This is a genomic window from Thermodesulfitimonas autotrophica, assembly GCF_003815015.1.
Taxonomy (GTDB): Bacteria; Bacillota; Desulfotomaculia; order Desulfotomaculales; family Ammonificaceae; genus Thermodesulfitimonas; species Thermodesulfitimonas autotrophica.
Genome location: NZ_RKRE01000002.1, coordinates 204,747 through 227,330, shown reverse-complemented (window position 1 = coordinate 227,330; position 22,584 = coordinate 204,747). Strand labels below are relative to the sequence as shown.

The 22,584-nt window shown below is 58.1% G+C and carries 21 protein-coding genes, 2 tRNA genes and 1 other RNA gene; all 24 read right to left on the bottom strand.

The window, feature by feature from the left end:
* Positions 1 to 16: 16 nt before the first annotated feature.
* The 24 genes from EDD75_RS04895 to EDD75_RS04785 all read right to left on the bottom strand — a co-directional run bounded on the left by EDD75_RS04895 (position 17) and on the right by EDD75_RS04785 (position 22,584).
* Positions 17 to 829, bottom strand: coding sequence for a GGDEF domain-containing protein (locus EDD75_RS04895; protein WP_170157719.1), 813 nt, complete (start codon positions 827 to 829; stop codon positions 17 to 19).
* Between the two features lie 93 nt (positions 830 to 922).
* Positions 923 to 1,735, bottom strand: a complete 813-nt coding sequence (locus EDD75_RS04890) for a GGDEF domain-containing protein (RefSeq protein ID WP_123928904.1) — start codon at positions 1,733 to 1,735, stop codon at positions 923 to 925.
* A gap of 114 nt (positions 1,736 to 1,849) precedes the next feature.
* Positions 1,850 to 3,127 (bottom strand): MFS transporter, encoded by a 1,278-nt coding sequence (locus tag EDD75_RS04885; protein WP_123928901.1) that lies wholly within the window; start codon positions 3,125 to 3,127, stop codon positions 1,850 to 1,852.
* 230 nt (positions 3,128 to 3,357) lie between these two features.
* Positions 3,358 to 3,528, bottom strand: coding sequence for a hypothetical protein (locus EDD75_RS11565; protein ID WP_245963110.1), 171 nt, complete (start codon positions 3,526 to 3,528; stop codon positions 3,358 to 3,360).
* Complete coding sequence (locus tag EDD75_RS04880; RefSeq protein ID WP_245963077.1) at positions 3,470 to 3,802, bottom strand: FAD-dependent oxidoreductase; 333 nt, start codon at positions 3,800 to 3,802, stop codon at positions 3,470 to 3,472. The genes EDD75_RS11565 and EDD75_RS04880 overlap by 59 nt, the downstream gene beginning before the upstream one ends.
* Positions 3,771 to 4,184 carry a Fe-S cluster assembly scaffold protein NifU gene (nifU, locus tag EDD75_RS04875; protein ID WP_123928898.1) on the bottom strand — a complete coding sequence of 138 codons (414 nt, stop codon included), beginning with the start codon at positions 4,182 to 4,184 and terminating at the stop codon, positions 3,771 to 3,773. The genes EDD75_RS04880 and nifU overlap by 32 nt, the downstream gene beginning before the upstream one ends.
* On the bottom strand, positions 4,171 to 5,382 hold the full coding sequence (locus EDD75_RS04870) for a cysteine desulfurase family protein (protein WP_123928895.1): 1,212 nt from the start codon (positions 5,380 to 5,382) through the stop codon (positions 4,171 to 4,173). Before EDD75_RS04870 ends, nifU begins: the two co-directional genes overlap by 14 nt.
* Before the next feature lie 40 nt (positions 5,383 to 5,422).
* Positions 5,423 to 6,397, bottom strand: coding sequence for a quinolinate synthase NadA (gene nadA, locus EDD75_RS04865; protein WP_123928892.1), 975 nt, complete (start codon positions 6,395 to 6,397; stop codon positions 5,423 to 5,425).
* On the bottom strand, positions 6,378 to 6,842 hold the full coding sequence (locus EDD75_RS04860; RefSeq protein ID WP_123928889.1) for an RrF2 family transcriptional regulator: 465 nt from the start codon (positions 6,840 to 6,842) through the stop codon (positions 6,378 to 6,380). Before EDD75_RS04860 ends, nadA begins: the two co-directional genes overlap by 20 nt.
* Before the next feature lie 531 nt (positions 6,843 to 7,373).
* Positions 7,374 to 7,850, bottom strand: a complete 477-nt coding sequence (locus EDD75_RS04855; protein ID WP_123928886.1) for an MOSC domain-containing protein — start codon at positions 7,848 to 7,850, stop codon at positions 7,374 to 7,376.
* A gap of 397 nt (positions 7,851 to 8,247) precedes the next feature.
* Complete coding sequence (gene cybH / locus EDD75_RS04850) at positions 8,248 to 8,904, bottom strand: Ni/Fe-hydrogenase, b-type cytochrome subunit (RefSeq protein WP_123928883.1); 657 nt, start codon at positions 8,902 to 8,904, stop codon at positions 8,248 to 8,250.
* A gap of 13 nt (positions 8,905 to 8,917) precedes the next feature.
* A complete protein-coding gene (locus EDD75_RS04845; RefSeq protein WP_123928880.1) occupies positions 8,918 to 10,633 on the bottom strand; it encodes a nickel-dependent hydrogenase large subunit in 1,716 nt (571 codons plus the stop codon).
* 25 nt (positions 10,634 to 10,658) lie between these two features.
* Positions 10,659 to 11,768: a hydrogenase small subunit gene (locus EDD75_RS04840; protein WP_211328096.1), complete on the bottom strand. Its 1,110-nt coding sequence runs from the start codon at positions 11,766 to 11,768 to the stop codon at positions 10,659 to 10,661.
* A gap of 494 nt (positions 11,769 to 12,262) precedes the next feature.
* Positions 12,263 to 12,616: RNase P RNA component class A (rnpB, locus tag EDD75_RS04835), an RNA gene on the bottom strand.
* Positions 12,617 to 12,730: 114 nt separating this feature from the next.
* Positions 12,731 to 13,411: a tRNA (adenine(22)-N(1))-methyltransferase gene (locus EDD75_RS04830; RefSeq protein ID WP_123928877.1), complete on the bottom strand. Its 681-nt coding sequence runs from the start codon at positions 13,409 to 13,411 to the stop codon at positions 12,731 to 12,733.
* Positions 13,412 to 13,532: 121 nt separating this feature from the next.
* Positions 13,533 to 13,607: transfer RNA gene (locus EDD75_RS04825), tRNA-Val, on the bottom strand.
* Between the two features lie 76 nt (positions 13,608 to 13,683).
* Positions 13,684 to 13,759, bottom strand: a tRNA-Ile gene (locus tag EDD75_RS04820).
* Positions 13,760 to 13,811: 52 nt separating this feature from the next.
* On the bottom strand, positions 13,812 to 14,894 hold the full coding sequence (rpoD, locus tag EDD75_RS04815; RefSeq protein ID WP_123928874.1) for an RNA polymerase sigma factor RpoD: 1,083 nt from the start codon (positions 14,892 to 14,894) through the stop codon (positions 13,812 to 13,814).
* A complete protein-coding gene (gene dnaG, locus EDD75_RS04810) occupies positions 14,884 to 16,689 on the bottom strand; it encodes a DNA primase (protein WP_211328095.1) in 1,806 nt (601 codons plus the stop codon). Before dnaG ends, rpoD begins: the two co-directional genes overlap by 11 nt.
* A gap of 109 nt (positions 16,690 to 16,798) precedes the next feature.
* A complete protein-coding gene (locus EDD75_RS04805) occupies positions 16,799 to 17,797 on the bottom strand; it encodes a deoxyguanosinetriphosphate triphosphohydrolase (protein ID WP_123928869.1) in 999 nt (332 codons plus the stop codon).
* 259 nt (positions 17,798 to 18,056) lie between these two features.
* Complete coding sequence (locus EDD75_RS04800; protein ID WP_123928866.1) at positions 18,057 to 18,650, bottom strand: flavodoxin family protein; 594 nt, start codon at positions 18,648 to 18,650, stop codon at positions 18,057 to 18,059.
* 51 nt (positions 18,651 to 18,701) lie between these two features.
* Complete coding sequence (gene thpR / locus EDD75_RS04795) at positions 18,702 to 19,277, bottom strand: RNA 2',3'-cyclic phosphodiesterase (RefSeq protein WP_123928863.1); 576 nt, start codon at positions 19,275 to 19,277, stop codon at positions 18,702 to 18,704.
* Positions 19,278 to 19,355: 78 nt separating this feature from the next.
* Positions 19,356 to 21,710 carry a phosphoenolpyruvate synthase gene (gene ppsA, locus EDD75_RS04790; RefSeq protein WP_123928860.1) on the bottom strand — a complete coding sequence of 785 codons (2,355 nt, stop codon included), beginning with the start codon at positions 21,708 to 21,710 and terminating at the stop codon, positions 19,356 to 19,358.
* Between the two features lie 46 nt (positions 21,711 to 21,756).
* A complete protein-coding gene (locus EDD75_RS04785; RefSeq protein ID WP_123928857.1) occupies positions 21,757 to 22,584 on the bottom strand; it encodes a pyruvate, water dikinase regulatory protein in 828 nt (275 codons plus the stop codon).

Genomic DNA, 22,584 nt, shown 5'->3' with positions numbered 1-22,584 from the left:
GGTTGTTTTCCGTGATTTAACGCGCCGCGGTTAGGAGGACAGGATTTTTAAGCTCTCCCGCGCCTCCCCTGGCGGCACGGTTCTTGCGTGCTTTCTTCTGCCGGTACATCCGCGCGTCCGCCACCGCTAATAACCTCTCGATTTCTTTTCCGTCCTGCGGGCAGGAGGCGAGGCCGAAGCTCGCCGCCACCCCGCTGGCGTCAAGCTGTTTCCGGAGGCGTTCCAGTAACACGCCCGTGTCGCCATTAGCCTTCCTGAAAATAACGCCGAACTCGTCGCCACCGAGGCGGGCGACCACGTCGGTCTGGCGCACCCCTTCCCGGAGTGTCCGGGCCACTCGCTGGAGCACCTCGTCTCCTTTATGGTGGCCGAAGTTATCGTTAATTTCCTTCATATTGTCGATGTCGATAATCGCTACCGCAAATCCCGCTTCGGCTTCCGCAAGCGCTGCCTGGAGCGCGCGCAAGAAGTACCGCCGGTTGTAAGCTCCGGTCAGCGGGTCAGATTCTGCTTCGTACTTCAGCAGGTGAGCCGTCCGCCACCCGATGCGGGCCAGATAGACGATGCTTACCAGCATCAGGATAAAGCTCAGGGCGATCGCGAGGTCGCTGCCTGCAATAAGCTCCCCCGGTAGCTTTGCGCAATCCGATAGAAGGCGAATGGCCCAGCCGGTAACGAAGCTCAGAACCCCAACCGCGAGCAGCGTAGCCGCGCGGCGGTTTTTTAAATAGCGGCAGGCGCAAGCGATTACGGCAAACCAAGCGATCTCGCTCACCACCGGTGCCGTCTGGGCAAGCGTACCTGCGGAGCTTAAGAGCAGGTCCGGCATCGGCCTCACCCCCTCTACCTCTTTATTCGACATATATCGCAGCATCTTTACACCTGTTCCAAAAATTCTACGGGGTAGAAGGGAGAAAAATTTCTACTGCAGCACCTCTGCCGGAAGGGGTTTTTTTTTGCCCGCCTTATCCATTTTCGCTTTGTACATCCGGTTATCCGCCGTGGTGATAAGCTCGTCGGCGGTGGTGCCGTCTTTGGGGCAAAAGGCCATACCGATGCTTAAGGTTGTCGCGCAGCTTTCGATCTCGCGCTGTAAACGTTCTATCAACCCCTCTTCGTTCGGCGCACCGACGAAGAGGATAACGAATTCGTCACCGCCGAAGCGGGCGACGCAGTCGGAAGCGCGGACCGCCCGCCGCAGCGCCTGGGCTATCTCTTTCAGGATCTCATCGCCCCGCAGATGGCCGTATTTATCGTTGATTTCCTTCAGTTCGTCAACATCTAAGACCGCGACCCCGAAGGGCTCCCCATGTTTCTGGTACCGTTCGATCGCTTCGGCGAGCCGCCGGTAGAAATAACGCCGGTTGCAAAGACTGGTTAAGAAGTCGGTCGTGGCTTCGCGCTTGAGCGCCTCGTGGAGCTTTAGATAACGGTAAACCAGGTAGCCGATGCTGGAAGAGAGGAAAATATAACCACCGCAATGGGCCAAGTCGGCCAAGAAAACATGTTGCCAGAGGCTCAAGGGTCGAATATAATCGTAAATATGCGCTGTGGCCCCGACGATGAAGGAAACCAAACCGAGCACGAGCAGGGTGACCATTATCCGGTCCCGGAAAAAACGGGTAGCCATGTAAATAGACACGACAACCCAAACGAGCAGCGCTCCTTCCAGGAGCACGTGGGAAACAAAGAGAACCTTAGTGTTATAGCTCCACTGAGCGAAGGTCTGGAGCACCCGTTTGCCCTCCCTTACACCCGAAAACTTCGACACCGAATGGCAAATTCCTGCAACAAATGGATGCCTTGCGCCTGATTTTACGAAAATTTTTGTCGAGTTATGGGGGTCGGGTCAGGTGCTACGCGAAGCAAGGGGAAGGGGCTCCGTTCCTGCTGTGGCGGCAGAAGGCAAAAGAAGAGAACCCATCATGCCTATCGCTGCGGCTGCGGCTGCCAGGGTATAGCTCCAGGTGAAGGTATGGCAGATTTCGGCCAGGTAGCCACCGGCTGCCGGCCCGAGAGCCTGGCCGATACCGAAGAAAAGCGTAAGAAAGCCGAGCCCCGCCGGCGCCAGGCGGCGCCCGAGGTAGTCTCCCGCGGCTGCGGCCATGATTGTCGGGATGCCGGCGTAGGTGAGGCCGAAAAGTACTGCCGAAAGATAAAGGGCCGGCGCGGTCTTAACGAAAGCAAAAAGCAAGTATGAGAGCGTGAGGATGAAAAAGGCGAGGGCGAGGCCGCGATTCCGCCCTACGTGGTCGGAGAGGGTGCCCCAGATGAGGCCGCAGAAGATGGTGAGCATGCCGACCAATCCCCAGAGATCGCTCGCCTGTGCAGTGCTCCAGCCGATCTCGTTCCGCAAGTAGGCGGCGAAGAAGGTAAGATAGATTACGTACGAGAGGCCGAAAGTAAAATAGACCGCCCCGAAATGCCAGATTGTTCTTATACGGTAAACCGAACGCCAATCCGGAGGGTTATCGCCGGTACCGCGTGGCTCTGTGTCGCCGGCACGGTCTCCTCCAATGGGGGAGAGACCCAGGGACTCCGGCCGGGGACGTAGAAAGGTGAGGCAGACGAAACTGATGGCCGCCAGCGCGGCCCCGAGGCAGAACCAGGCGTAACGCCAGCCGGACGGCCCAACGACTGCCAGGATGCGAGGCACCAGGAGCGCGCCGAGCACGATGCCGATGCCGGTGCCGCTTGAGACGACGCCTGTAGCGAACCCCCGGTAGCGCCTTGCAAACCAAACTGAGCCGAGTGCCATGGACGGGACGTAAGCACTGCCATGTCCCAAGCCGGTGAGGAACCGCATGGCGAAGGCCCAGCTGAAGGACTGCGCCAGCCCCGTGAGAAACATGGTGCAGCCCATCAGGAGAAGGGAGAAACCGATAACGAAGCGGCTGTTGAAACGCGTGGCGAGGAAGCCGCCGCAGAAAGCCGAGATGAGGTAACCAAGGAAGTTTGCGGTGCCGAGAAGCCCTGCTTGGGTGTAGCTCAAGGCCAGGCCCTCTTTCATGGCCGGCAGGATGAGCGTATAGGCCATACGGCCAAACCCGTGCGCCCCGAGTGCGGCTATCATTCCCATTGCAAGGATGACCCAACCGTAATGGATGCCCCGGCTCCTGCGCTTCATTAGCCCTCCTGTAGTCGTTTCCGTCCTGTTTTCGAAACAATTCGCCAGCGGTGGCGGAATCCCTGCACTAAAAACAAAAGCCAAACCACACTTTTGAGCGCGATTTGGCGTCGGTGAGTAAACCTGTAAGTCCAGATTAACGGACCTCGGGGCGCTTTTTCCCTCCCAAGGCCATGGCACTTCTGCAGATGAGCCAGAGTGTTGTTCACAGTACTTTGCCTGCTTAAAGATTACACTCCTTTGCTGCCGCGGAGCTTTTCGTTGATCAGGCTTGCCACCTTCTTTCCGGAAAGGAGCATCCCTCCAAAGATGGGGCCCATCCGGTAGCCGCCGGCCACCGCGTTAGCGGCCATCCCAGTAACGTAGAGGCCCGGGTAGACCTCGCCGGTGTTTTCTAAGATTTTGAAATATTTCCCGGGCGGGCTCCTGGAAGACGATCTGGTTGAACATCATCCCGCCGCCCCACATTCCCCCGCCGACGCTTGCGCGGCGCTCAAAGACTGCTGTTTTGATGCCGCTGCCGGCCAGATAATACGCGGCCGAAAGCCCCGAAGGCCCGGCACCGACCACCGCCACTTCGACCTCACTGAGGGAAAGAAGCAGTTCGGTATACCGGGTTATTATCGCCCGGGTGATCAGTCGCTCATCGAGCGCAGGAAGATTGGTTTCCATCATCTCCAGCCTCCTTTTCTTTTTTGCGCGCCAGGTAATCCTCGATCGCTTTGTGCAGGGCGTCGGCTCCAAGGTTGGAGCAGTGGAGTTTTTGTTTCGGTAAACCCTCCAGGGCTTCCGCAACGTCCCTGTTCGTGATTTTGAGTGCCTCCGAAATGTGTTTGCCCTTGGCCATCTCGCTGACCATGCTGGCAACGGCGATCGCTGCGGCGCAACCGAAGGTCTGAAACTTGACCTCCGCGATCCGGTCTTCCTTGACCTTGACGTAAAAGGTCATCACATCCCCGCAGGCAGGGTTGCCCACCTCGCCGACGCCGTCGGCGTCCTCAATGACGCCCACGTTGCGCGGGTGCAAAAAGTGCTCCATCACCTTAGCGCTGTACACTGTGGCCACCTCCCGAAAGTTGTTTGCTTGCCTGCGCGCGCTTCGCCTTATGGTAGAGGGGCGACATTTCCCGCAGCCGCTGCACCACTGGCGGCAGGGCCGCGAGCACCCGGTCCACGTCCTTTTCGGTGTTGTGGATGCCCAGGGTGAATACCAGCGAGCCCTGGGCGGTGGCTGCGCTTATCCCCATAGCCAGCATTACGTGGGAGACCTTTAAGCTGCGGGAAACACAGGCCGAGCCGCTGGAGATCCTGATGCCTGCCATATCCATAAAGAGGAGCATTGACTCGCCCTCGACGTATTCGATGGCCACGCTGACGTTGTTGGGCAGGCGCTGGTGGGGATGCCCGAGGAGGATGGTGTCGGGAATGCGTTTAGGCAGCTCCTCGATCAGGCGGTCGCGCAAAGCCTGCAGGTGCCGGATGCGGGAGTTCGTCTCTTTTTTGGCGATCGCAGCAGCTACACCCATCCCAACAATTGCGGGTACGTTTTCCGTGCCTGCCCGAAGCCCTCGCTCTTGAATTCCGCCGTCAAGCAGCGGTTGGATCCGGACTCCCTTCCGGAGGTAGAGGGCGGCTGCACCCTTGGGACCGTAAAAGGTGTTGGCGGAAAGGGTTAAAAGATCCACGTTCAACTCCTCTACGTTGACCGGGATCAGTCCCACCGTGGCCACGGCGTCGGTATGGAAAAGGACGTTTCTTTCGCGGCAGAGGCGCCCGATTTCAGCGATGGGCTGGATCGTACCTACTTCGTTGTTGGCGTGCATTACCGAAACGAGGATGGTGTCGGGCCGGAGCGCCTTTTCCACATCCGCCGGATTTACCATGCCGTATGAATCAACCGGTAGGCGGGTTACTTCGAACCCCCAACGTTCCAGCGTTTTGGCGCAGTGCATAATGGAAAAGTGCTCTACCGAACTGATGACGATGTGTTTACCCCGGTTCTGGTGGGCCCAAGCGATGCCTTTGAGCGCAAAGTTGTTGGCCTCGGTTCCGCAGGAGGTGAAGATTATTTCCTCCGGTGCTGCTCCGATCAAGTCGGCCACCTGAGCCCGCGCCTTCTCCAGCGCTTCCCGGGCTTTTTCCCCCAGTTCGTGGATGCTGGAGGGATTACCCCAGTGCTCTGTAAAGTAGGGAAGCATCGCCTCGTAAACCTCCGGGAGTACCGGGGCCGCGGCGATATAATCAAGATAGACCAAGAAAACAACCCCCTCTTTGGTTGAAATTCCTTCTTCGGTTTTAAGCTCCGGAAACGGGCGCATTTAAAGACGATGGCAGCGCGTCCGGTGCCTTGGACGTATCCTGACCGGTGAGCGCAAACATCCGCTCCAGCGCGCGGTGGGCCGTTAGCCGGATTTCTTCCGGCACGGTCACCTCTGGCTGCAAAGTTTCCAGCGCCCGGACAATTTTTTCTAAAGTAATCCGCTTCATGTTGGGGCAGACCGCTCTTTTTGAAGCCGGGATGAACCTCTTCCCCGGGTTTTCCTTGCGTAGCCGGTGAAGGATGCCCACCTCGGTGCCCACAATGAGGGTTTCGAAATCCTTTTCCCTGGCGTAGCGGCAGATGCCCCCCGTGCTCAGCACTGCGTCCGCGAGTTCCCTTACCTCACGTCGGCACTCGGGGTGAACCACGACGGGGGCATCTGGGTAGAGTGCCTTCAGCTTTAGGATCTCTTCCCGTCTGATGGCGACGTGGGTGGGGCAGAACCCGGGCCACAGGATCACCTGCTTACCCGTAACCTCGCGGACATACTCGCCTAGGTGTTGGTCGGGGATGAACAAAATCTCCTGATCCCCAAGCGCTTCCACGACGCGAACGGCGTTGGCCGAGGTGCAGCAGACGTCGCTCGCTGCCTTGACCGCAGCGCTGGAGTTCACGTAACAGACCACGAGCGCCTGGGGAAACTGCCGTTTGATCGCTTCCAGATTCGCGGGCGTGACCATATCTGCCATCCGGCATCCGGCTGTGAGATCGGGTAAGAGGACCCGTTTTCCGGGGCAGATGATCGCCGCGGTTTCGGCCATAAAGTGGACGCCGCAAAAGACGATCACTTCCGCGTCCGTTTTCGCCGCTTGCTGGCTCAGCTCCAGGCTGTCGCCGACAAAGTCGGCCACGTCCTGAACCTCGGCCCGCTGGTAGTTATGGGCGAGGATGACGGCCTTCTTTTCGGCTTTCAGGGCCGCGATCCGCTCTTTAAGCCCGTTGCTTTCCACTTCTGGTCCCTCTTTTCTGACGCGGATGCTCTAGTTTTCTTCGCTGCCGCTCCACGAGGTCAGCCAGGGTTACCGCGGCCAACACGTTGCGGAAGGCTTCGTTGGCTTCGCGCCATACGTCCCGGATGGCGCAGCAGTCGGCCCGCGTACATACCTCCTGGTCGTAAAGGCAGTCTACCAACATGATGGTCCCGCCTAGGATTTCCACGATTTCACTCAGGCGGATCTCCGTGGCCTGCCTGCTCAGCACGAAGCCTCCGTGAGCGCCCCGGACGCTCCTAACAAACCCCGCTCCCTTCAGTAGCAGTACCAGTTGTTCTAAATATTGTTCCGAGACCCCTTGGCGGCGGGCAACGTCCTTCAGGCTTACCGGCCCTGCCGTGCTATGTTCGGCAATATCCATTAGCGCCCTGACGCCGTAGCGAATCCTTGTTGAGAGTTTCATCCCCAGCTTCCCTCCGAGTACGGGTAAGCGTTAGTTCCCCCGGCCTTTTAACCGCCGGCGAGGTAACTTGGGCGTTTCTGGTCGTGGTCAGTCTGTTTTCTGACCTTGTAAAGGTTCCTTTGGAAAACTCTTTTTTCGGTATAATTCCGGGCTGTTAGTTGAGACGGGAAAGACAAACTGCCCGCAGCGGGGACAGGTCGCCGCCTCCGGTTGGGAGAGGAAGAGTACCTCTTCTTTACATCCGGGACAGAGCTGAAGGAGAACATCCCCATCAGGTAGCCACCACCTTTCCTTTATCTTTTTGTCCTTTCTGTCGTATTATTGCCTATTAATATTATCATTTTAGTCATGATAAAGCAGGAAAGCTTTCTTGTCAAGAGGGTAACGCAAGGGCAGAGGAGGGTAGCTCCCTTTGTAGCACAGAACAGAGGAGGGTGGTTTCGCTTATAGCCTGGAAGACTATATTTTGCTTTGGGAAGAGTTGAATCCTGGGTAGTTGTTGTCAAAAGTAGGTAGTTCGGCAGTAGAAGCTTATCGTCGCTCGGGTGGGCAGCCTATAGCGACCACTTCCACAGTGTCTCCTACCTCGACCGCGCCGCTTTCGATTATCCGGACGAAGATCCCCTCGCGGGGCATAATGCAGTCCCCCGCCTGGCGCCTGATGGCGCAGGCGGTGTGGCACGCCTTCCCGATCTGAGTCACCTCTCCGAGCGCGGTGCCGATCCGCAGGAGGGTCCCCACGGGTAGGCGGGTAAGGTTCAGCCCTTGGGTAGTGATGTTTTCCGCGAAGTCTCCGGGGCCAACTTCCAAACCTCGCGCCCGCATCTTTTCGATGCTTTCGAGGGCAAGGAGGCTTACCTGGCGGTGCCAGTTACCTGCGTGGGCGTCACCTTCGAGACCGTGGCCGGCCACCAGCCTACCTTTCCCTATGTTTTCTTTTCGTTCGCCCTTGTTCTTGCTCAGACACACAGCTATGATCCGGCCCCGTGTTCCTTCGTTATTTCGCATCTTCTGGCGCCTCCCGGTTTAAAGCATAAATCCTCGTTTTCTGTGCGGACCTTTTCCAAGGATTTTGATTTTTAAAGTAGCATTCAAGGCTACGGCCAGTGTCATGCCCACGTCGAACCTACCAGCCTCTGAAATTCTTGAAAGCTCTCCCGGACCTGCGGCGGCAGGCGATCCACCACCTCTTTTTGCCACCTCTTTTTTACCCCGGTAAATTTTCTCGGGTAGGTGCCGAAACTCCTCTTGCTAGGCAGAAGAAACGGCAAAAAACAAAAGCCAAACCGCACTCTTAAGCGCGATTTGGCGTCGGTAAGTAATGTAAGTCCAGATCTAACGGACCTTGGGGCGTTTTCCCCCTCCCAAGGCCATGGCCCTTTTAGAATTTGTATTTGCGGGGTAGCTATTCAGCACCCCTTGGCTCCTCAAACTTGACACCGCTAACGATACTGCCAAGGGTCCCGTTACGCTCCTCAATCTCCGCCAGGATACCCATATAAAGATGTACGACAAAGAAGGCGAGAATGAGCCACATAGTAACGTGGTGGATGAGGCGGAGGTCCTGGTTGGCAAAGAGGACCAGGAGCCACCCGAAGAAAAACCGCCAGAAACCATCCTGAAAAGCTTCGGCGTAAAGCGCGAACCCGGTGAGGCCTTGCACCAGGATTAACAGCCCCACAACCAGATAGCTTAGCCCGGCCACCGGGTTATGCCCTACGTAGAGAGGGCGTTCCCGCTGCAGGAAGAGATAGTACTTGAGTTGCCGCCAGAAAAAGCTCCAGCGCTCCCGGCTGGTGGGGATCCACTCGCGCCAACTGGCGTAGCGGTTCCCGCGGAAGAACCAGTAAATGCGTACCAGCAGGGCTATCCCTAAAACAAAGGCAGCCACAAAATGGACAGCGCGCATCCACCCCATCAGGTAAGCCTGCGCGGCATCACCAGACACGATCACGAAGGGGTTACCGATATAATAACCCGTAAGCGCCAGGGCGAAGATGCTGAGCGCCGTGGCCCAGTGGAAGACGCGTACCGGAAGTTCCCATACCAGCACTCGTCTCATAAGCGTCACCCCCTTAGCAGCCACTTATATAGAAGGTTTTACGACCGCGTGGCTCTACCATGTGAACTGCGCAGGCTATACACGGATCGAAGGAGTGGATGGTACGTAAAATCTCCAACGGCTTTTCCGGATCCGCAACAGGAGTACCGACAAGGGCCGCCTCGTAAGCGCCGGGCTGGCCACTTGCATCCCGCGGTGAAGCGTTCCAGGTGGTGGGCACAATACACTGGTAATTTTCGATCTTGCCGTCCTTGATCCTCACCCAGTGACCCAATGCTCCCCGCGGCGCCTCCGTCCAGCCCCAACCTTCCGCTTCCTTAGGCCAGGTGGACGGCTCCCAGTGCTTCTGCTCGTGGATGCGCAAGTCGCCTTTGCTGATATTGGCCGCCAGTTCGTCGGTCCACGGGATTAACTGCTCGGCGATGACGACCGTTTCGATGCAGCGGGCAGCGGTCCGGCCCAGGGTGGAAAAGAGGGCCTCCGGCCCGACGCGTAACTTCGCCAGCACAGCGTCTATCCAATGCTTCACCCGTGGGTGCCCGGCGGCGTAAGCCACAAGCATCCTCGCCAGCGGTCCCACTTCCACCGCTTTGTCGTCGTAACGCGGGGCTTTAAGCCAGGAATACTTCCCGTCTACGTTCAGGTACTTATAAGGCGGCTTGGGACCGGTGTAGTTGGGCCGGGTTTCTCCCTCCCACGGGTGTTTGGATTTCTTATCATCTTCGTAGGAATACCACGAATGGGTTACATACTCGGCCACCTTTTTCTGGTCAACCGGATGGACGGTCTTCAGATCCCGGTTCAGGATAACCCCGCGGGGCAGGAAGAGGTCACCGGGATCGTCGCTACTCTTGGTGTCGGTGAGGGGAAAGTCCCCGAAGCTAAGGAAGTTGCCTAGTCCCTCGCCCACTTTGGCCCAGTCTAAATAGAAGGGCGCTACCGCCAGCACATCCGGGAGGTAAACCTTTTCCACAAACTCCTTCGCCTTGGCGAAAAGCTCTTTGAGGTAGGCGATACTATCGGCGTTCAGACCCGCCTGACTGTTCGGGTCTACCGGGCACGACATTCCGCCCACTAGATAAGTCTGGAGGTGAGGGTTCTTGCCGCCTAAAATCGCGTGGGCCTTAATCACCTCCCGCTGCCACTCCAGCGCCTCCAGATAGTGCGCTACAGCCATCAGGTTAGCCTCCGGTGGCAGCTTGTACGCCGGGTGCCCCCAGTAAGCGTTAGCAAAGGGCCCCAGTTGGCCGCTTTTTACGAAAGCCTGGACGCGTTCCTTGACGCCTTTGAAATAAGCCGCGCTGGACTTAGGCCAGTCGGAAATAGACTGCGCTAATTGAGATGTTTTCGCCGGATCTGCGTCCAACGCTTTAACAATATCCACCCAGTCTAAAGCGTGGAGGTGATAGAAGTGAATCACATGGTCCTGGACATACTGGATACCTTCAATGATGTTGCGGATCATCCGCGCGTTCGGCGGAATCTGAATGCCAAGGGCATCTTCTACCGCCCGCACGGAACAAATGGCGTGGACCGTCGTACAGACGCCGCATATCCGCTGGGTAAAAAGCCAAGCATCCCGGGGATCGCGACCTTTTAAAATGGTTTCGAGACCCCGAAACATGGTGCCACTGCTCCATGCACTGGCTACGTTTCTACCTGAAACCTCCGCCTCAATTCGCAAATGGCCCTCAATTCGGGTTACAGGGTCAATAACAACCCTGGGCATAGATTACCCCTCCTTAAAGAGTCTCCTATGACTCCTCCGTTCCTTTTGTCTTGCGCCGCACAGAGCTGGCCACCGCGTGCGCGGCAACCCCGACGGCGGCCGCCGCCGCGAGGCCAAGGCCAATCTTGTCCGCGGTGGACTCAACCGAGAAGCCCGGTACCGTCGGCAACCGCCGGTAGAAGGGCGTCATCGTATCCCAGAAACCTGGCTGCGTGCAGCCAACGCAGCCGTGGCCGGCACCGACCGGCCAATTAATCCCCTCATTCCAACGGACGGTGGGACAGTTGCTGTAAGTTTCGGGTCCTTTACAACCCATTTTGTAAAGACACCAGCCCTTCCGGTGGCCTTCGTCCCCCCAGGCTTCGACGAACTGGCCGGCGTCGAAATGGGCGCGGCGCTCACAGTTATCGTGAATCCGTTTGCCGTAAGCAAAGAGAGGCCGGCCCCAGGCATCCAGTTCCGGCAGGGATTTAAAAGTAAGGTAGTGAACAACCGTAGCCGTTATATTGATTGCGTTCACGGGACAGCCGGGAAGGTTGATTACGGGCACGCCCTTTACCAAGTCGCGCACGCCTACCGCTCCCGTAGGATTGGGCTCAGCCGCCGCCAAGCCGCCGAAGGCCGCGCAGTTGCCCACGGCAATCACAGCGGCCGCCCCGCGGGTGGCTTCCGAAAGGATTTCCATTGCTGTGCGCCCGCCTACACAGCAGTAGAGGCCGCCATCCTTGATGGGAATAGAGCCTTCCACGATAACGAGGTGACCACCGGTCTTGATCGTTGCTTCTCTTGCTTCCTCCGCCTGTCGGCCAGCCGCCGCCATAATCGTCTCGTGGTAATCTACCGAAAGTAGGTCCAGCACGATCTCGGCCACTGTCGGGCGGGAGGCCCGCAGGAAGGACTCGGTGCACCCGGCACAATCCTGAAATTCCAGCCAAATAACAGGGGGGCGGCGGACTGATGCCAGCGCATCGGCGATCTTACCGACCATCTCTACAGGAACGGCCAGCGTAGCGCCAATGACTGCACAGAACCTGAGGAACTCCCGGCGGGAAACCCCTTTATGCTTCAGCATCGCGAGCATTCCATCCGCGCCGGCGGTTTCGGAGATAGAAACAATCCTTCGCCCTTTTGCCATTCAATCTTCCTCCCTTCCTACAAACAAAGGGACAGCAAAGAGTGATAAACTTGACCAAAGCAGGCTGACGTTCGCGAAGAGCTCTCGTCTCTGTGCTATTACTCTGTTTTTTCACCCCCCCTTATCCTCCTAGGTGCCAGAGACGCGTGAGCGAATTGGTACTGGTTGGAAGCAGCTTCCTGAAGGTAGTTGCTTTTTCTGGGGAATAAACGCCGAGAAATAAACCGTGATCAGTTTACTAACCTTAACTCCGGCACTTTGAGCAGAGGATCTGGTTTTCGTTATTTTTCTGCATTCTCCGTCAAATTCCTGCAGGTCTCCACAAAAATTTATCTCTTTAGCAGCCAAATTTCCGAAATATTGTCGAAAATTAGAGAGGAGCCGGGTCCGGGCTGCCACAACACAAACACAAGAGAAAAATTAAATTTTGGTTACGGTTTTTCCCCTGTACACAAAAAATAAAAGCCAAACTGCGGTAAAACCGCCGTTTGGCGTGGGTGAGTAAACCTGTAAGCCGAGTTCTGTCGAGGGTGGTCATTTATCTGGGACGCCGGTTGCCCTGGCGCCTCCTGCGGCCTACCCGGGGACGGAGCGGGCCACTCCATTGTCCCCCTACGCGGCCTTGCTCCGGGTGGGGTTTACCTAGCCGGCCGGTTGCCCGGCCGCTGGTGCGCTCTTACCGCACCGTTGCACCCTTACCCCGCACTCACGGGGCGGTCTACATTTCTGTGGCACTTTCCCTGGGGTCGCCCCCGCCGGGTATTACCCGGCACCCTGCCCTGTGGAGCTCGGACTTTCCTCAGGTGCGACTTTACGCGTCTTGCACCCGCGACCACCTGGTTTACTCACCTAATATGAGTATAGCGGTTTTTGCGGTCGAAAGCAACGGGCCAGGAGTTGGCGCGTGCTTTAGGAGGGGGGCTATAGTGCTCAGCCTATCAGTCGCTCGCTCGGGTAACGGTTTACCGTAAGGCACGTAACTGGCTCAGGCGGTACCGGAGTTCTGCACGCCGGGCGGTAATCTGTTCCCCGGAAGCCTGCGCGAGACCAGCGAGTTCCTGTTCGTAGCGGATGATAAGCCGCCGGATCAGTTCCGGGAGCAGGGGGTGGTGGGAGGCGAGAAGGCAGGGGCCAAGCTCCGCTTCGAGCCAGCTGAGTTGCCCTTCTTTTCCGGGCGCCGCCGTAATTATCTGGTACAGCCATTTTTTCTCCGCGACGAGAGTTTCTGCTGCGATGCGCCACGCGTTCTCGGCCAGCCAGCGTCTCAGGATTGCCGCCCGGTTCATCGGCTGTAAGACAAGCTGCCGGGCCGTGCGGGCCGTCTCTATGCCGTGGGCCAGGATAGTGGCGATTTTTTCACCGCCGAGCCCAGCCAGAACGATAATCTCTGCTTCACCAGGGCGGAGGGGGGCGAGGCCGTCACCAACGCGCACTTCAATGCGGTCCATGAGCCCCCGGGCGGCTACGGTTCTCCGAGCAACTATCGCTGGCCCCGCTTCTTTTTCTACCGCGATCACCCGGGCCACGATCCCCTGTTCAACCAGGTAAAGAGGCAGAAGGGCATGGTCGGTACCGATATCCGCCACACACCGGCTGGGCGGTACGAGGTCTGCTACTGCCTGAAGTCGCGGTGAAAGCTTAATCGTCCGCTACCTCCGGGCCGCCGCTCCCGGCGGTACCAAACTAGGTTACTTAAGCTTCTCCGGTAAAAGAAGAACCGGGTTTTCCCCGGACTCCTATTGCTTGAGAACTTAATTTTCTGAGTGGTGGGCGATGCAAGATTCGAACTTGCGACCCCTTGCTTGTAAGGCAAGTGCTCTCCCCCTGAGCTAATCGCCCACTTCGGAGGTTGGAGACAACCCAACCTCCAACTCCCAATTTCCAACCTCTAACCTCCAACTTCCAACCTCTAAACTGGTGGGCCCACCAGGATTCGAACCTGGGACCATCCGGTTATGAGCCGGCGGCTCTGACCGCTGAGCTATGGGCCCGAAGATATTGTATAAAAAAATAATCCGGTCGTCAAGAAGACGCCGGATAGGGTCATTCAAGGTAATCTTTAAGTTTCTTTGAGCGGCTTGGGTGACGCAGCTTGCGAAGGGTTTTAGCTTCTATTTGCCGGATTCGCTCCCGCGTCACGCCAAACTTCTGGCCGACTTCCTCCAGGGTCCGCGCGCGACCGTCATCAAGCCCGAAGCGCAGCCGCAGGACCCGTTGTTCTCTTTCGGTCAGCGTTTGCAGGACCTCGTTGAGTTGCTCCCGCAACAGCCGGTAGGAAGCTTCCTCCGCCGGTGCCTGAGCGTCCTGATCTTCGATAAAGTCACCCAGGTGCGAATCTTCTTCTTCACCGATCGGTGTTTCAAGGCTCACCGGTTCCTGGGCAATCTTCATGATTTCGCGCACTTTCTCTTCAGAAATGTCCATCTCTTTAGCGATCTCTTCAGGCGTGGGCTCGCGACCAAGCTCCTGCAGCAGGTGGCGCGATACCCGGATGAGCTTGTTTATGGTTTCTACCATGTGAACGGGGATGCGGATGGTCCGTGCCTGGTCCGCAATCGCCCGGGTAATTGCCTGCCGGATCCACCAGGTAGCGTAGGTGCTAAACTTATAACCTTTGCGGTAATCAAATTTTTCAACCGCCTTGATCAAGCCCAGGTTTCCTTCCTGGATCAGGTCGAGGAAAAGCATCCCCCGGCCGACATACCGCTTAGCAATGCTGACGACCAGCCGCAGGTTGGCTTCAATCAGCCGGCGCTTGGCGGCCTCGTCGCCCTGCTCCATCCTCTTGGCGAGCTCTACCTCTTCCTCCGGCGAAAGTAGGGGAATGCGCCCGATTTCTTTCAGGTACATCCGCACCGGGTCGTCAATTTCCACGCCTTCAGGTATGGTGAGGTCGGTGTCTATCGGCGAAGGTTCGGGCGTCCCCTCGGCAGGCTCGAGATCCTGGGCCTCAGGAACGACATCTATACCCATGGTGGCGAGACGCTCGTAAATATCCTCGATCTGCTCGGAAGTAAGATCTACCCCCTGAAGGCTATCCATAATCTCGCTGTAGGTAAGACTGCCGCGCTTTTTACCCTTTTCGATCAGCCCTTCGATTTCTCCGTACTGAAGCTCATCTTCCATTTCCACAACCCTCCTTTCTATTCCTGAGTAGTTCAGCAAGCTGACGTAAAAGCTCCTGCACCCGGCCTTCGTCTCCTGCTTTTTCCGCCATCTGCAAGGAAAGCAGGAGCTCCTGCCGTTTTTCGCGCTGCTTCTTCTCGCGCAGGATACCAATCAGGTCTTCCACCAGAGCTTCCGAAGCTTCGGGAAGCTCTGCGGCTAAAAGGGCAGCTACGGTTGCCTTATCATCTTCTGCCAGACGGCTGAAGAGTAAGGGCGTCGGTAGCTCACCGCTAGGAGCAACTTCCCTAGCTATGGTCAGGTAAATCCGCCGGTATCTTTCGTCCGCGAAGATCTCACGACCTCCGGCTGCTTCTACTTGCTGGGCGAAGCTGGGTTTTTCGAGCAGGAGCCGCAGGAGCGAGGCCTCGGCCCGCTTGCGCGCATCCGCCGTGTACTCTATTTTATGTTTATTTTTTACACTTTTTCGCGGATTTAGCCAGTCTTTTTGCCCTTTTTCTAAAAACCGGTCAAGTTCACCCCGCACAGTTTCCCAGCTAAGGCCGGTAAGCTGGGCCACCGCCCGGACGCCTTCCTCAATCTCAGGCGCCGTCTTAAGCCAAGCGAGGTTCGGGAGGAGTTCGCGCAGCACGGCCATCTTGGCTGCGGCTGTCTCTATCCCTTTCTCGCGGGCTAAATGGATTCCCTTGTACTCGAGAAGAGGGAGAGCCTGGGTTACAAGCTTCTCCCAGGCTGACTTTCCCGCTTGCCTTATGAATTCGTCCGGATCTTTGCCCTGGGGTACCCGGACTACTTTTACCTCAAAGCCCGCTTCCTGGAGGAGATCAAGACCCCGCAGGGTGGCTGCCGTTCCCGCCGTATCGCTGTCATAGGCGATGAGCGCCGTTGCCGTATACCGAAGAAGTAACCGTGCCTGTTCCCGGGTGAGGCTCGTCCCCAAACTGGCCACCACGTTGGTAAAGCCAAACTGATGGGCGGTGATCGCGTCAAGGTAACCCTCGACAATGACCGCAAAACCCTTTTCGCGGATGGTGTCCCGAGCCTGGTAGAGGGCGTACAGTAGCTCCCGCTTGTTGAAAAAAGGGGTCTGCGGTGAATTAAGATACTTTGGCTCGGTCGCGTCGTCAAGCGCGCGCCCGCCAAAACCCGCCACCCTGCCGCGAGCGTCGTGGATAGGGAAAATTAGCCGGCCCCGGAAACGGTCAACAACTGCGCCAGTCTCTTTGCGGATCGCTACCCCGCAACGGACGGCCTCTTCGCCGCTCACCCCCTGACGTCGCAAGAAATCCAGGAGGGCGTCTCCGGAAGCAGGAGCGAAACCGAGTTCGAATTTGGAGGCTACCGTCAAAGGTACGCCTCTTTTTTCAAGGTACTGCCGCGCCGGCGCCCCGCTTTTATCTTGGAGCTGGCGGGCATAGTAGCCGGCAACGAGCCTGTTTATTTCCCAGACGGTTTCCTGTTCGCGGCGTCGCCTTTCGGCTTCCGGGTCGAGCGCCGTCACGGGAAGTTTCAGCCCCGCGCGGTCGGCCAGCCGGCGGAGCGCTTCGGGAAAAGAGAGGTTTTCCCGCAAGATGAGAAATTTCAGGGCGTCTCCCCCGGTACCGCAACCAAAACAGTAGAAAAATTGTTTGTCGGGTGATACGGTAAACGAGGGGGTCCGCTCCTGGTGGAACGGACAAAGCCCGACGTAGCGCTGACCTTTTTTCACCAGACGGACGTACTCCCCGATCAAGGCTACGATATCCGTCCGGCTCAGGACCTCTTCGATAAATTCACCCGGAACGGAGCCGCGCAATCTTACCACCACCAAATGCGGGGCAGAGCGGCCACCCGAAGTATATATTCGTTACCCGGTCAGATTTTCCTCCCCTAAAGCGACAATTTTTAAAATGCAGGAAAGCCTTTTAAAATGCAGGAAAGCCGCGCGGGATAAAAAGTCGCTCGAACTGTGCCACTGCGTAACGATCCGTCATCCCCGCAATGTAATCGCAGACTACCCGCTCGCGTCCAAATTCCTCGATGCGCTCGCGGTATTCCGGGGGAAGGGCATCCGGATTGGCCACCAGGTACTGAAAAAGATACTGGACGACGTGCCGCGCCTTGGCTTCCTCCCGCTTGGCTTCCGAACCGGTGTAGACCCGCTCGAAGAGAAAAGCGCGCAACTTATCCATGGCGTGCTGTACCTCCGGCCCCATTTTTATCTCCGGCTGGTTCCAGCTTGCCTTGATCAGGTCAAGAACCATCGTGTTGATTCGCTCGCGGTGCCGAAAACCTAAAATCGTCAGACAATCGCGCGGCAGGTCGGTTTCTGTAAGGATGCCGCCGCGAAGCGCGTCGTCGATGTCGTGGTTTATATAGGCGATACGGTCGGCTATTTTTACCACCTGGCCCTCCAGGGTGGCCGGTGTCTTGGGGCCGGTGTGGTTTAAGATTCCGTCCCGCACCTCGAAAGTTAGGTTAAGCCCGCAGCCCCCCTCGAGGATATCCACCACGCGGAGGCTCTGTTCATTATGCTTGAATCCCGGAAATACTTCAGCCAGAGCATCTTCCCCGGTGTGGCCGAAGGGGGTGTGGCCGAGGTCGTGCCCAAGGGCGATGGCTTCGGTCAGATCCTCGTTTAACCGCAGGGCCCGGGCGATGGTTCGCGCGATCTGGGCGACCTCCAGGGTGTGGGTGAGGCGCGTCCGGTAATGGTCTCCTTCAGGAATGATGAAAACCTGCGTCTTGTGTTTGAGGCGCCGGAAGCTCTTGCTGTGAATGATCCGGTCCCGGTCCCGCTGGAAGGCGGTGCGGATGGTACACGGCTCTTCGGGCTTTTGTCTCCCCTTCGTGAAGCGGCTCCGGCACGCGTAGGGCGAAAGGAGACGCTCCTCGAGCTCTTCCGTATATTCGCGTAACCGCACGCTCTCAACCTCCGTGAAGATGACCAGTTATTGCTAATACCGGCGGCTGTTACCGCCTGTTCGTACGTTCACTTGAAGCTGAAAACAGGCAGCGCCGCCCATTTTCATTCCGCCGCTGGTACGGACCGGAAAGCCCGCACGGGGTACTCCTCCTGGACGCCTTTCTTTTTTCTTTAAACCGAATTACTTTAGTTTAACTGGATAAAAAAGCCCGGTCAAGGGCTTGCCGGGCTGCGCAAACTAAGACGGTGAAGGTGCCTCACCGCTTGCGAAGGTGCTGTGTGGCCCAGGCCACCTCCGCAACACGCTGCCCTAAGATTTTCGCCCGCTCGAAGCCGTCATCTTCCTCTCCGTACCGGATGCAGGCCCCGAGGTGTCCGGGGTCAGCATCGTAGTGGCCGTCGCCCACGACGGTCATGCCGTGGCAGAGCATCATTGCGGCCAGGGTTTCAAGCGTTGGTTCCTGGCCGCCGAACCGGGAGCCGCCGCAAACTACGCCGGCGCCTACCACGTTGAGGAGCATTTTTTCTTTCCTGAGCTTGCGGGTTTTATCCCAGAATGCTTTAAGGGGAGCGGATACCGTGCCGAAATAGACCGGGCTTCCGAGAAGGAGCCCGTCCGCCCGGCACAGGAGGTTGAAAAACTCTGCAAGGCGGGTGTCTTTGTAACACTCACCCGAACAGGGAGAGGAGCAGTGGAGGCAAAAGGGAACCTTTTGCCCCTTTAGCCCCTCAACCGCGTGCAGCAGGAGTGTTTGGGCGCCTGCCGCTGCGGCTGCGGCGAGCGCTGTTTGCAAAAGCCGGGCGGTGCCCCCGTCGGGGCGGGGACTGCCGTTCAGGCCGATAATCAACACTGATTTTCGTCTACCTCCTTTTGAAAATTATACGTTGCCGGGCTTCCGGGTTTAACCAGAAGCGCAGCCAAAATCAATGCGTCCGACCGGTGAATAAACCGGCCCGCTCAGCTTGAGCTCGCTGGCGATCAACTCAATGCCGCCAACCTCAAATTTACCGAGTTCCACGTCCCCCATCTCGCCCATCGCCTGCCGTAGCAGCGCGCCGTTCGCGCCGGTGCGGAAGCGTCCGAGCGTTACGTGGGGCGAAAACCGCTTCGCGTCAGGCGGAAAGCCGAAGGAGCGGACCGCTTCCTCCACGAGGCGGTACAGATGGAGCAGGGAGGCGGTTTCCTCGACCCCTACCCAGAGGACGCGCGGCGCTTTCAAGGAAGGGAAAACGCCGACCCGCCGCAGGAAGAGGGGGAAGGCGTTAATTTCGGCAAGGCGTCCTTTTGTGGTTGATAGAAGCGGCTCGACCAGGGCCTTATCCGTCGCCCCGATAAAGCGAATGGTGAGGTGCAGGTTCTCGGTTTCGACCCACTTGACGTTGAGCGGCAGTTTCCGGAAGGCCGCCTGCACGCCGGCGATTTTATCCCGGATTTCCTCCGGGAAGGTGACGGCCCAGAAAAGACGCAGCGTATCCATGATTAATTTTTACCCCCCTAATAGAATAAATAGGGGGTTGCCCGCTGGCAACCCCCGCTTTTGCGCCGTATCGTGGCATTATTTCCGTTGCCGCAGCGCCTCGAGGATGATTTTCTGCTCGACGCAGGCTACCAGCCGCCGCGTGTTGGCTACGGTATCCGGGTTCACGCTGATGCTGTCAATGCCGTTGCGGACAAGGAATTCGGTTAGTTCGGGATAAACCGAAGGCCCCTGGCCGCAAATGGAAACGGTCTTTCCGTGCCGGTGCGCGACTTCAATTAGGTGGCTGATCGCCCGGGTGACCGCCGGGTTCCGTTCGTCGAAGTAGCCCATGTTGTCGAGGACGCCGGAATCCCGGTCGGCGCCGAGGATCAGCTGCGTGAGGTCGTTGGACCCGATGCTGAAGCCGTCAACCAGAGGGCTGAACTCGTCGGCAAGGAAGATAACTGCCGGGACCTCCGCCATGATCCAGACCTTGAAATTTAAGTTGGGGGAGAGGCCTTCGTCGGCCATAATACCGAGGACCCGCCTGACCTCCCAGGTTGTCCGTACGAAGGGCAGCATCGCCCACACATTGTGCAGGCCAAATTCCTCCCGCACTTTACGCATGGCGCGGCACTCGAGCCTAAAACCCGCTTCGTACTCTGGCGAAATGTACCGGGAAACGCCCCGCCAGCCGATCATCGGGTTGTTTTCCACCGGCTCGACCTCTTCTCCTCCTTTGAGGCCCCGAAACTCGTTGGTCCGGAAGTCGCTAAAGCGGACCACCACCGGCCGGGGGTAGATCGCCTGGGCAACCTTAGCAATGCCCTCCGCCAGACGCTCGATAAAGAAGTCGGCCTGTCCCGTGCGCAGGAGGTAGATCGGGTGGGCGCCGATGTGGTCGGTAAAAATGAATTCGGTCCGCATGAGCCCGATGCCGTCGAAAGGCAGGTCCTTGTAGCGGGCGATGGCTTCCGGTTCTCCTAAGTTCATGTAGATCTTGGTGCCGGTGACCGGGGCGATCTCCCGCCAGAGGGCACCCTGCACCACCGTGCCTCCGGCCTGGGGTGCGGCCGGTGCTTTATCTTCCATAGCCACCCGTCCCTCGTAAACGACGCCCCGGGAGGCGTCAACCGTCACCTCCATGCCCTCGGCGAGTAACTCGGTGGCGTTCTTGGTACCGACGATGCAGGGGATGCCTAATTCCCGGGAAACGATAGCGGCGTGGCAGGTCCGGCCTCCCTCGTCGGTTACGATCGCCGCTGCGCGTTTCATTGCGGGGACCATATCCGGGTTGGTCATAACCGTTACCAGAACCGTTCCTTCTTGGACGCGGGTAATGTCGTTGAAGTTTTTCACCAGGACGACTTTCCCGGTGGCCATCCCGGGAGAGGCGGCCATTCCCTTGACGAGAACCTTCGCTTCGGTCACCTTGGTTGTTTCCCTGGGTGCCGGTTGCGGTTTTTCCTTGTCCAGGGTGGTAATGGGCCGGGACTGCAAGATGTAAAAGGCCCCGTTTTCGTAGCCCCATTCGATATCCTGCGGGGAGCCGTAATGGGTCTCCACTTTAACCAGTAGGTCAGCAAGGGTGAGGATCTCCTCGTCGGTCAGGCACTGCTTTTCGACGTACTCGCGACCCAGATGCTTGGCTACTTCAACCTCGATCGTCCCGCCGGCGGCGTTCGGGTCGGCGACGATCATCACGGTCTTGGCTGCCACCACCTTGTTGGTGATCCGGCGCGGCGATTTTTCTACGATGTACTCGTCGGGGGTCACTTTTCCGGCGACGATCGCTTCCCCGAGCCCCCAGCTGGCGTTGATCATCATCTCCTGTCTGTTGCCGCTAACCGGGTTGGCGGTGAAGGCGACACCCGACCGTTCGGACTGAATCATCTTCTGAACCACCGCGCTCAGGTAAACGGTGGTGTGGTCAAAACCCTGCGCCTGCCGGTAGGCAGTCGCGCGGGCCGTCCAGAGCGAAGCCCAGCAGCGCCGGACGTGCTCAATTACGTCCTCCGTGCCTACCACGTTGAGGTAGGTATCCTGCTGCCCGGCGAAGGAGGCTTCGGGAAGGTCCTCGGCGGTAGCGGAGCTGCGGACGGCCACTTTGGGCGGCGTGCCGCCAGCAGCGAGTTCTTCGTAGGCGGCCGTTATTTCTGCCGCAATCTCCGGCGGGACCGGGGTGTTGCGGATGAGATCCCGGATCCGGGCGGTGTTCTCCATGAGCTGCTCTAAATTGTTCGCGTCGGTCTGCCTGATGATTTCCATAATTTTGGGTGCCAGGCCGGTCTTTTCGATAAAGTACTTGTAGGCCTCCGCGGTTACGCAAAAACCAGGTGGTACCGGAATGCCGGCCTGCGTCAATTCCCCCAAGTTGGCACCCTTGCCGCCGACAAGCCCCACATCCCCTTTACCGAGTTCCCTGAACCATCTGATAAATCTTAGGGCCATTTTTTCACTCTCCTTGTATCAGCCGATTAGGACCGGGCGCATCACGTTACCGTCGCCCCCGGTAATAGATTTCCAGCACCTTGCTTGCCGTTTCTTCAACCGCTTTGCCCGTCACGTCGATGACGGCGCAACCAATCCGGCGCATCACCTCCTCGGCGTAGGCCAGCTCTTTTTCTACGCGCTCTTTACTCGCGTATTCCGCTTCAGCGGGTAACCCGAGGGTTTTTAATCTTTCCCGCCGGATGGTAACAAGGTAGTCGTGTTGGATGGTCAACCCCACGACCTGGTTGAGCGGGAGCGAGAAAACTTCTGGCGGGACCGGGACCTCCGGAACGAGCGGGATGTTCGCCGCTTTGATGCGCTTGTGGGCGAGATACATGCAGAGCGGCGTTTTGCCCGTGCGGGAAACCCCCAGCACAACGATATCGGCTTCGGTTATGCCGCGCGGGTCTTTGCCGTCGTCGTACTTGACGGCGAATTCGATCGCTTCTACCCGGCGAAAGTACTCCTCGTCGACCTTCCGCATGAGCCCCGGTTCGAAGCGCGGCTTGCGTCCCGTAACTCCCTCCAGCGCTTCGAGCACCGGCCCCAGGATGTCCACTGCTGGCAGGCCGTGGCGGTGCGCCTCTTTCAAGAGCATCTCGCGCAGGTGGGGCATTACCAGGGTGAAGATGATGATTCCTGCGTCGCGCGCAGCCTGCGCCACGATTTCGGGAATCTCTTCCGGGTGAGTAACGTAGGGTACTCTGCGAATCTCGGCGTTTCCGGAGTCGAACTGACTGGCTGCCGCCCGGCCTACAAGCTCGGCTGTTTCCCCGATGGAGTCGGAGATGATGTAGATTACCGGGTGCCTGCCGGTTTCCAAAGGTGACAA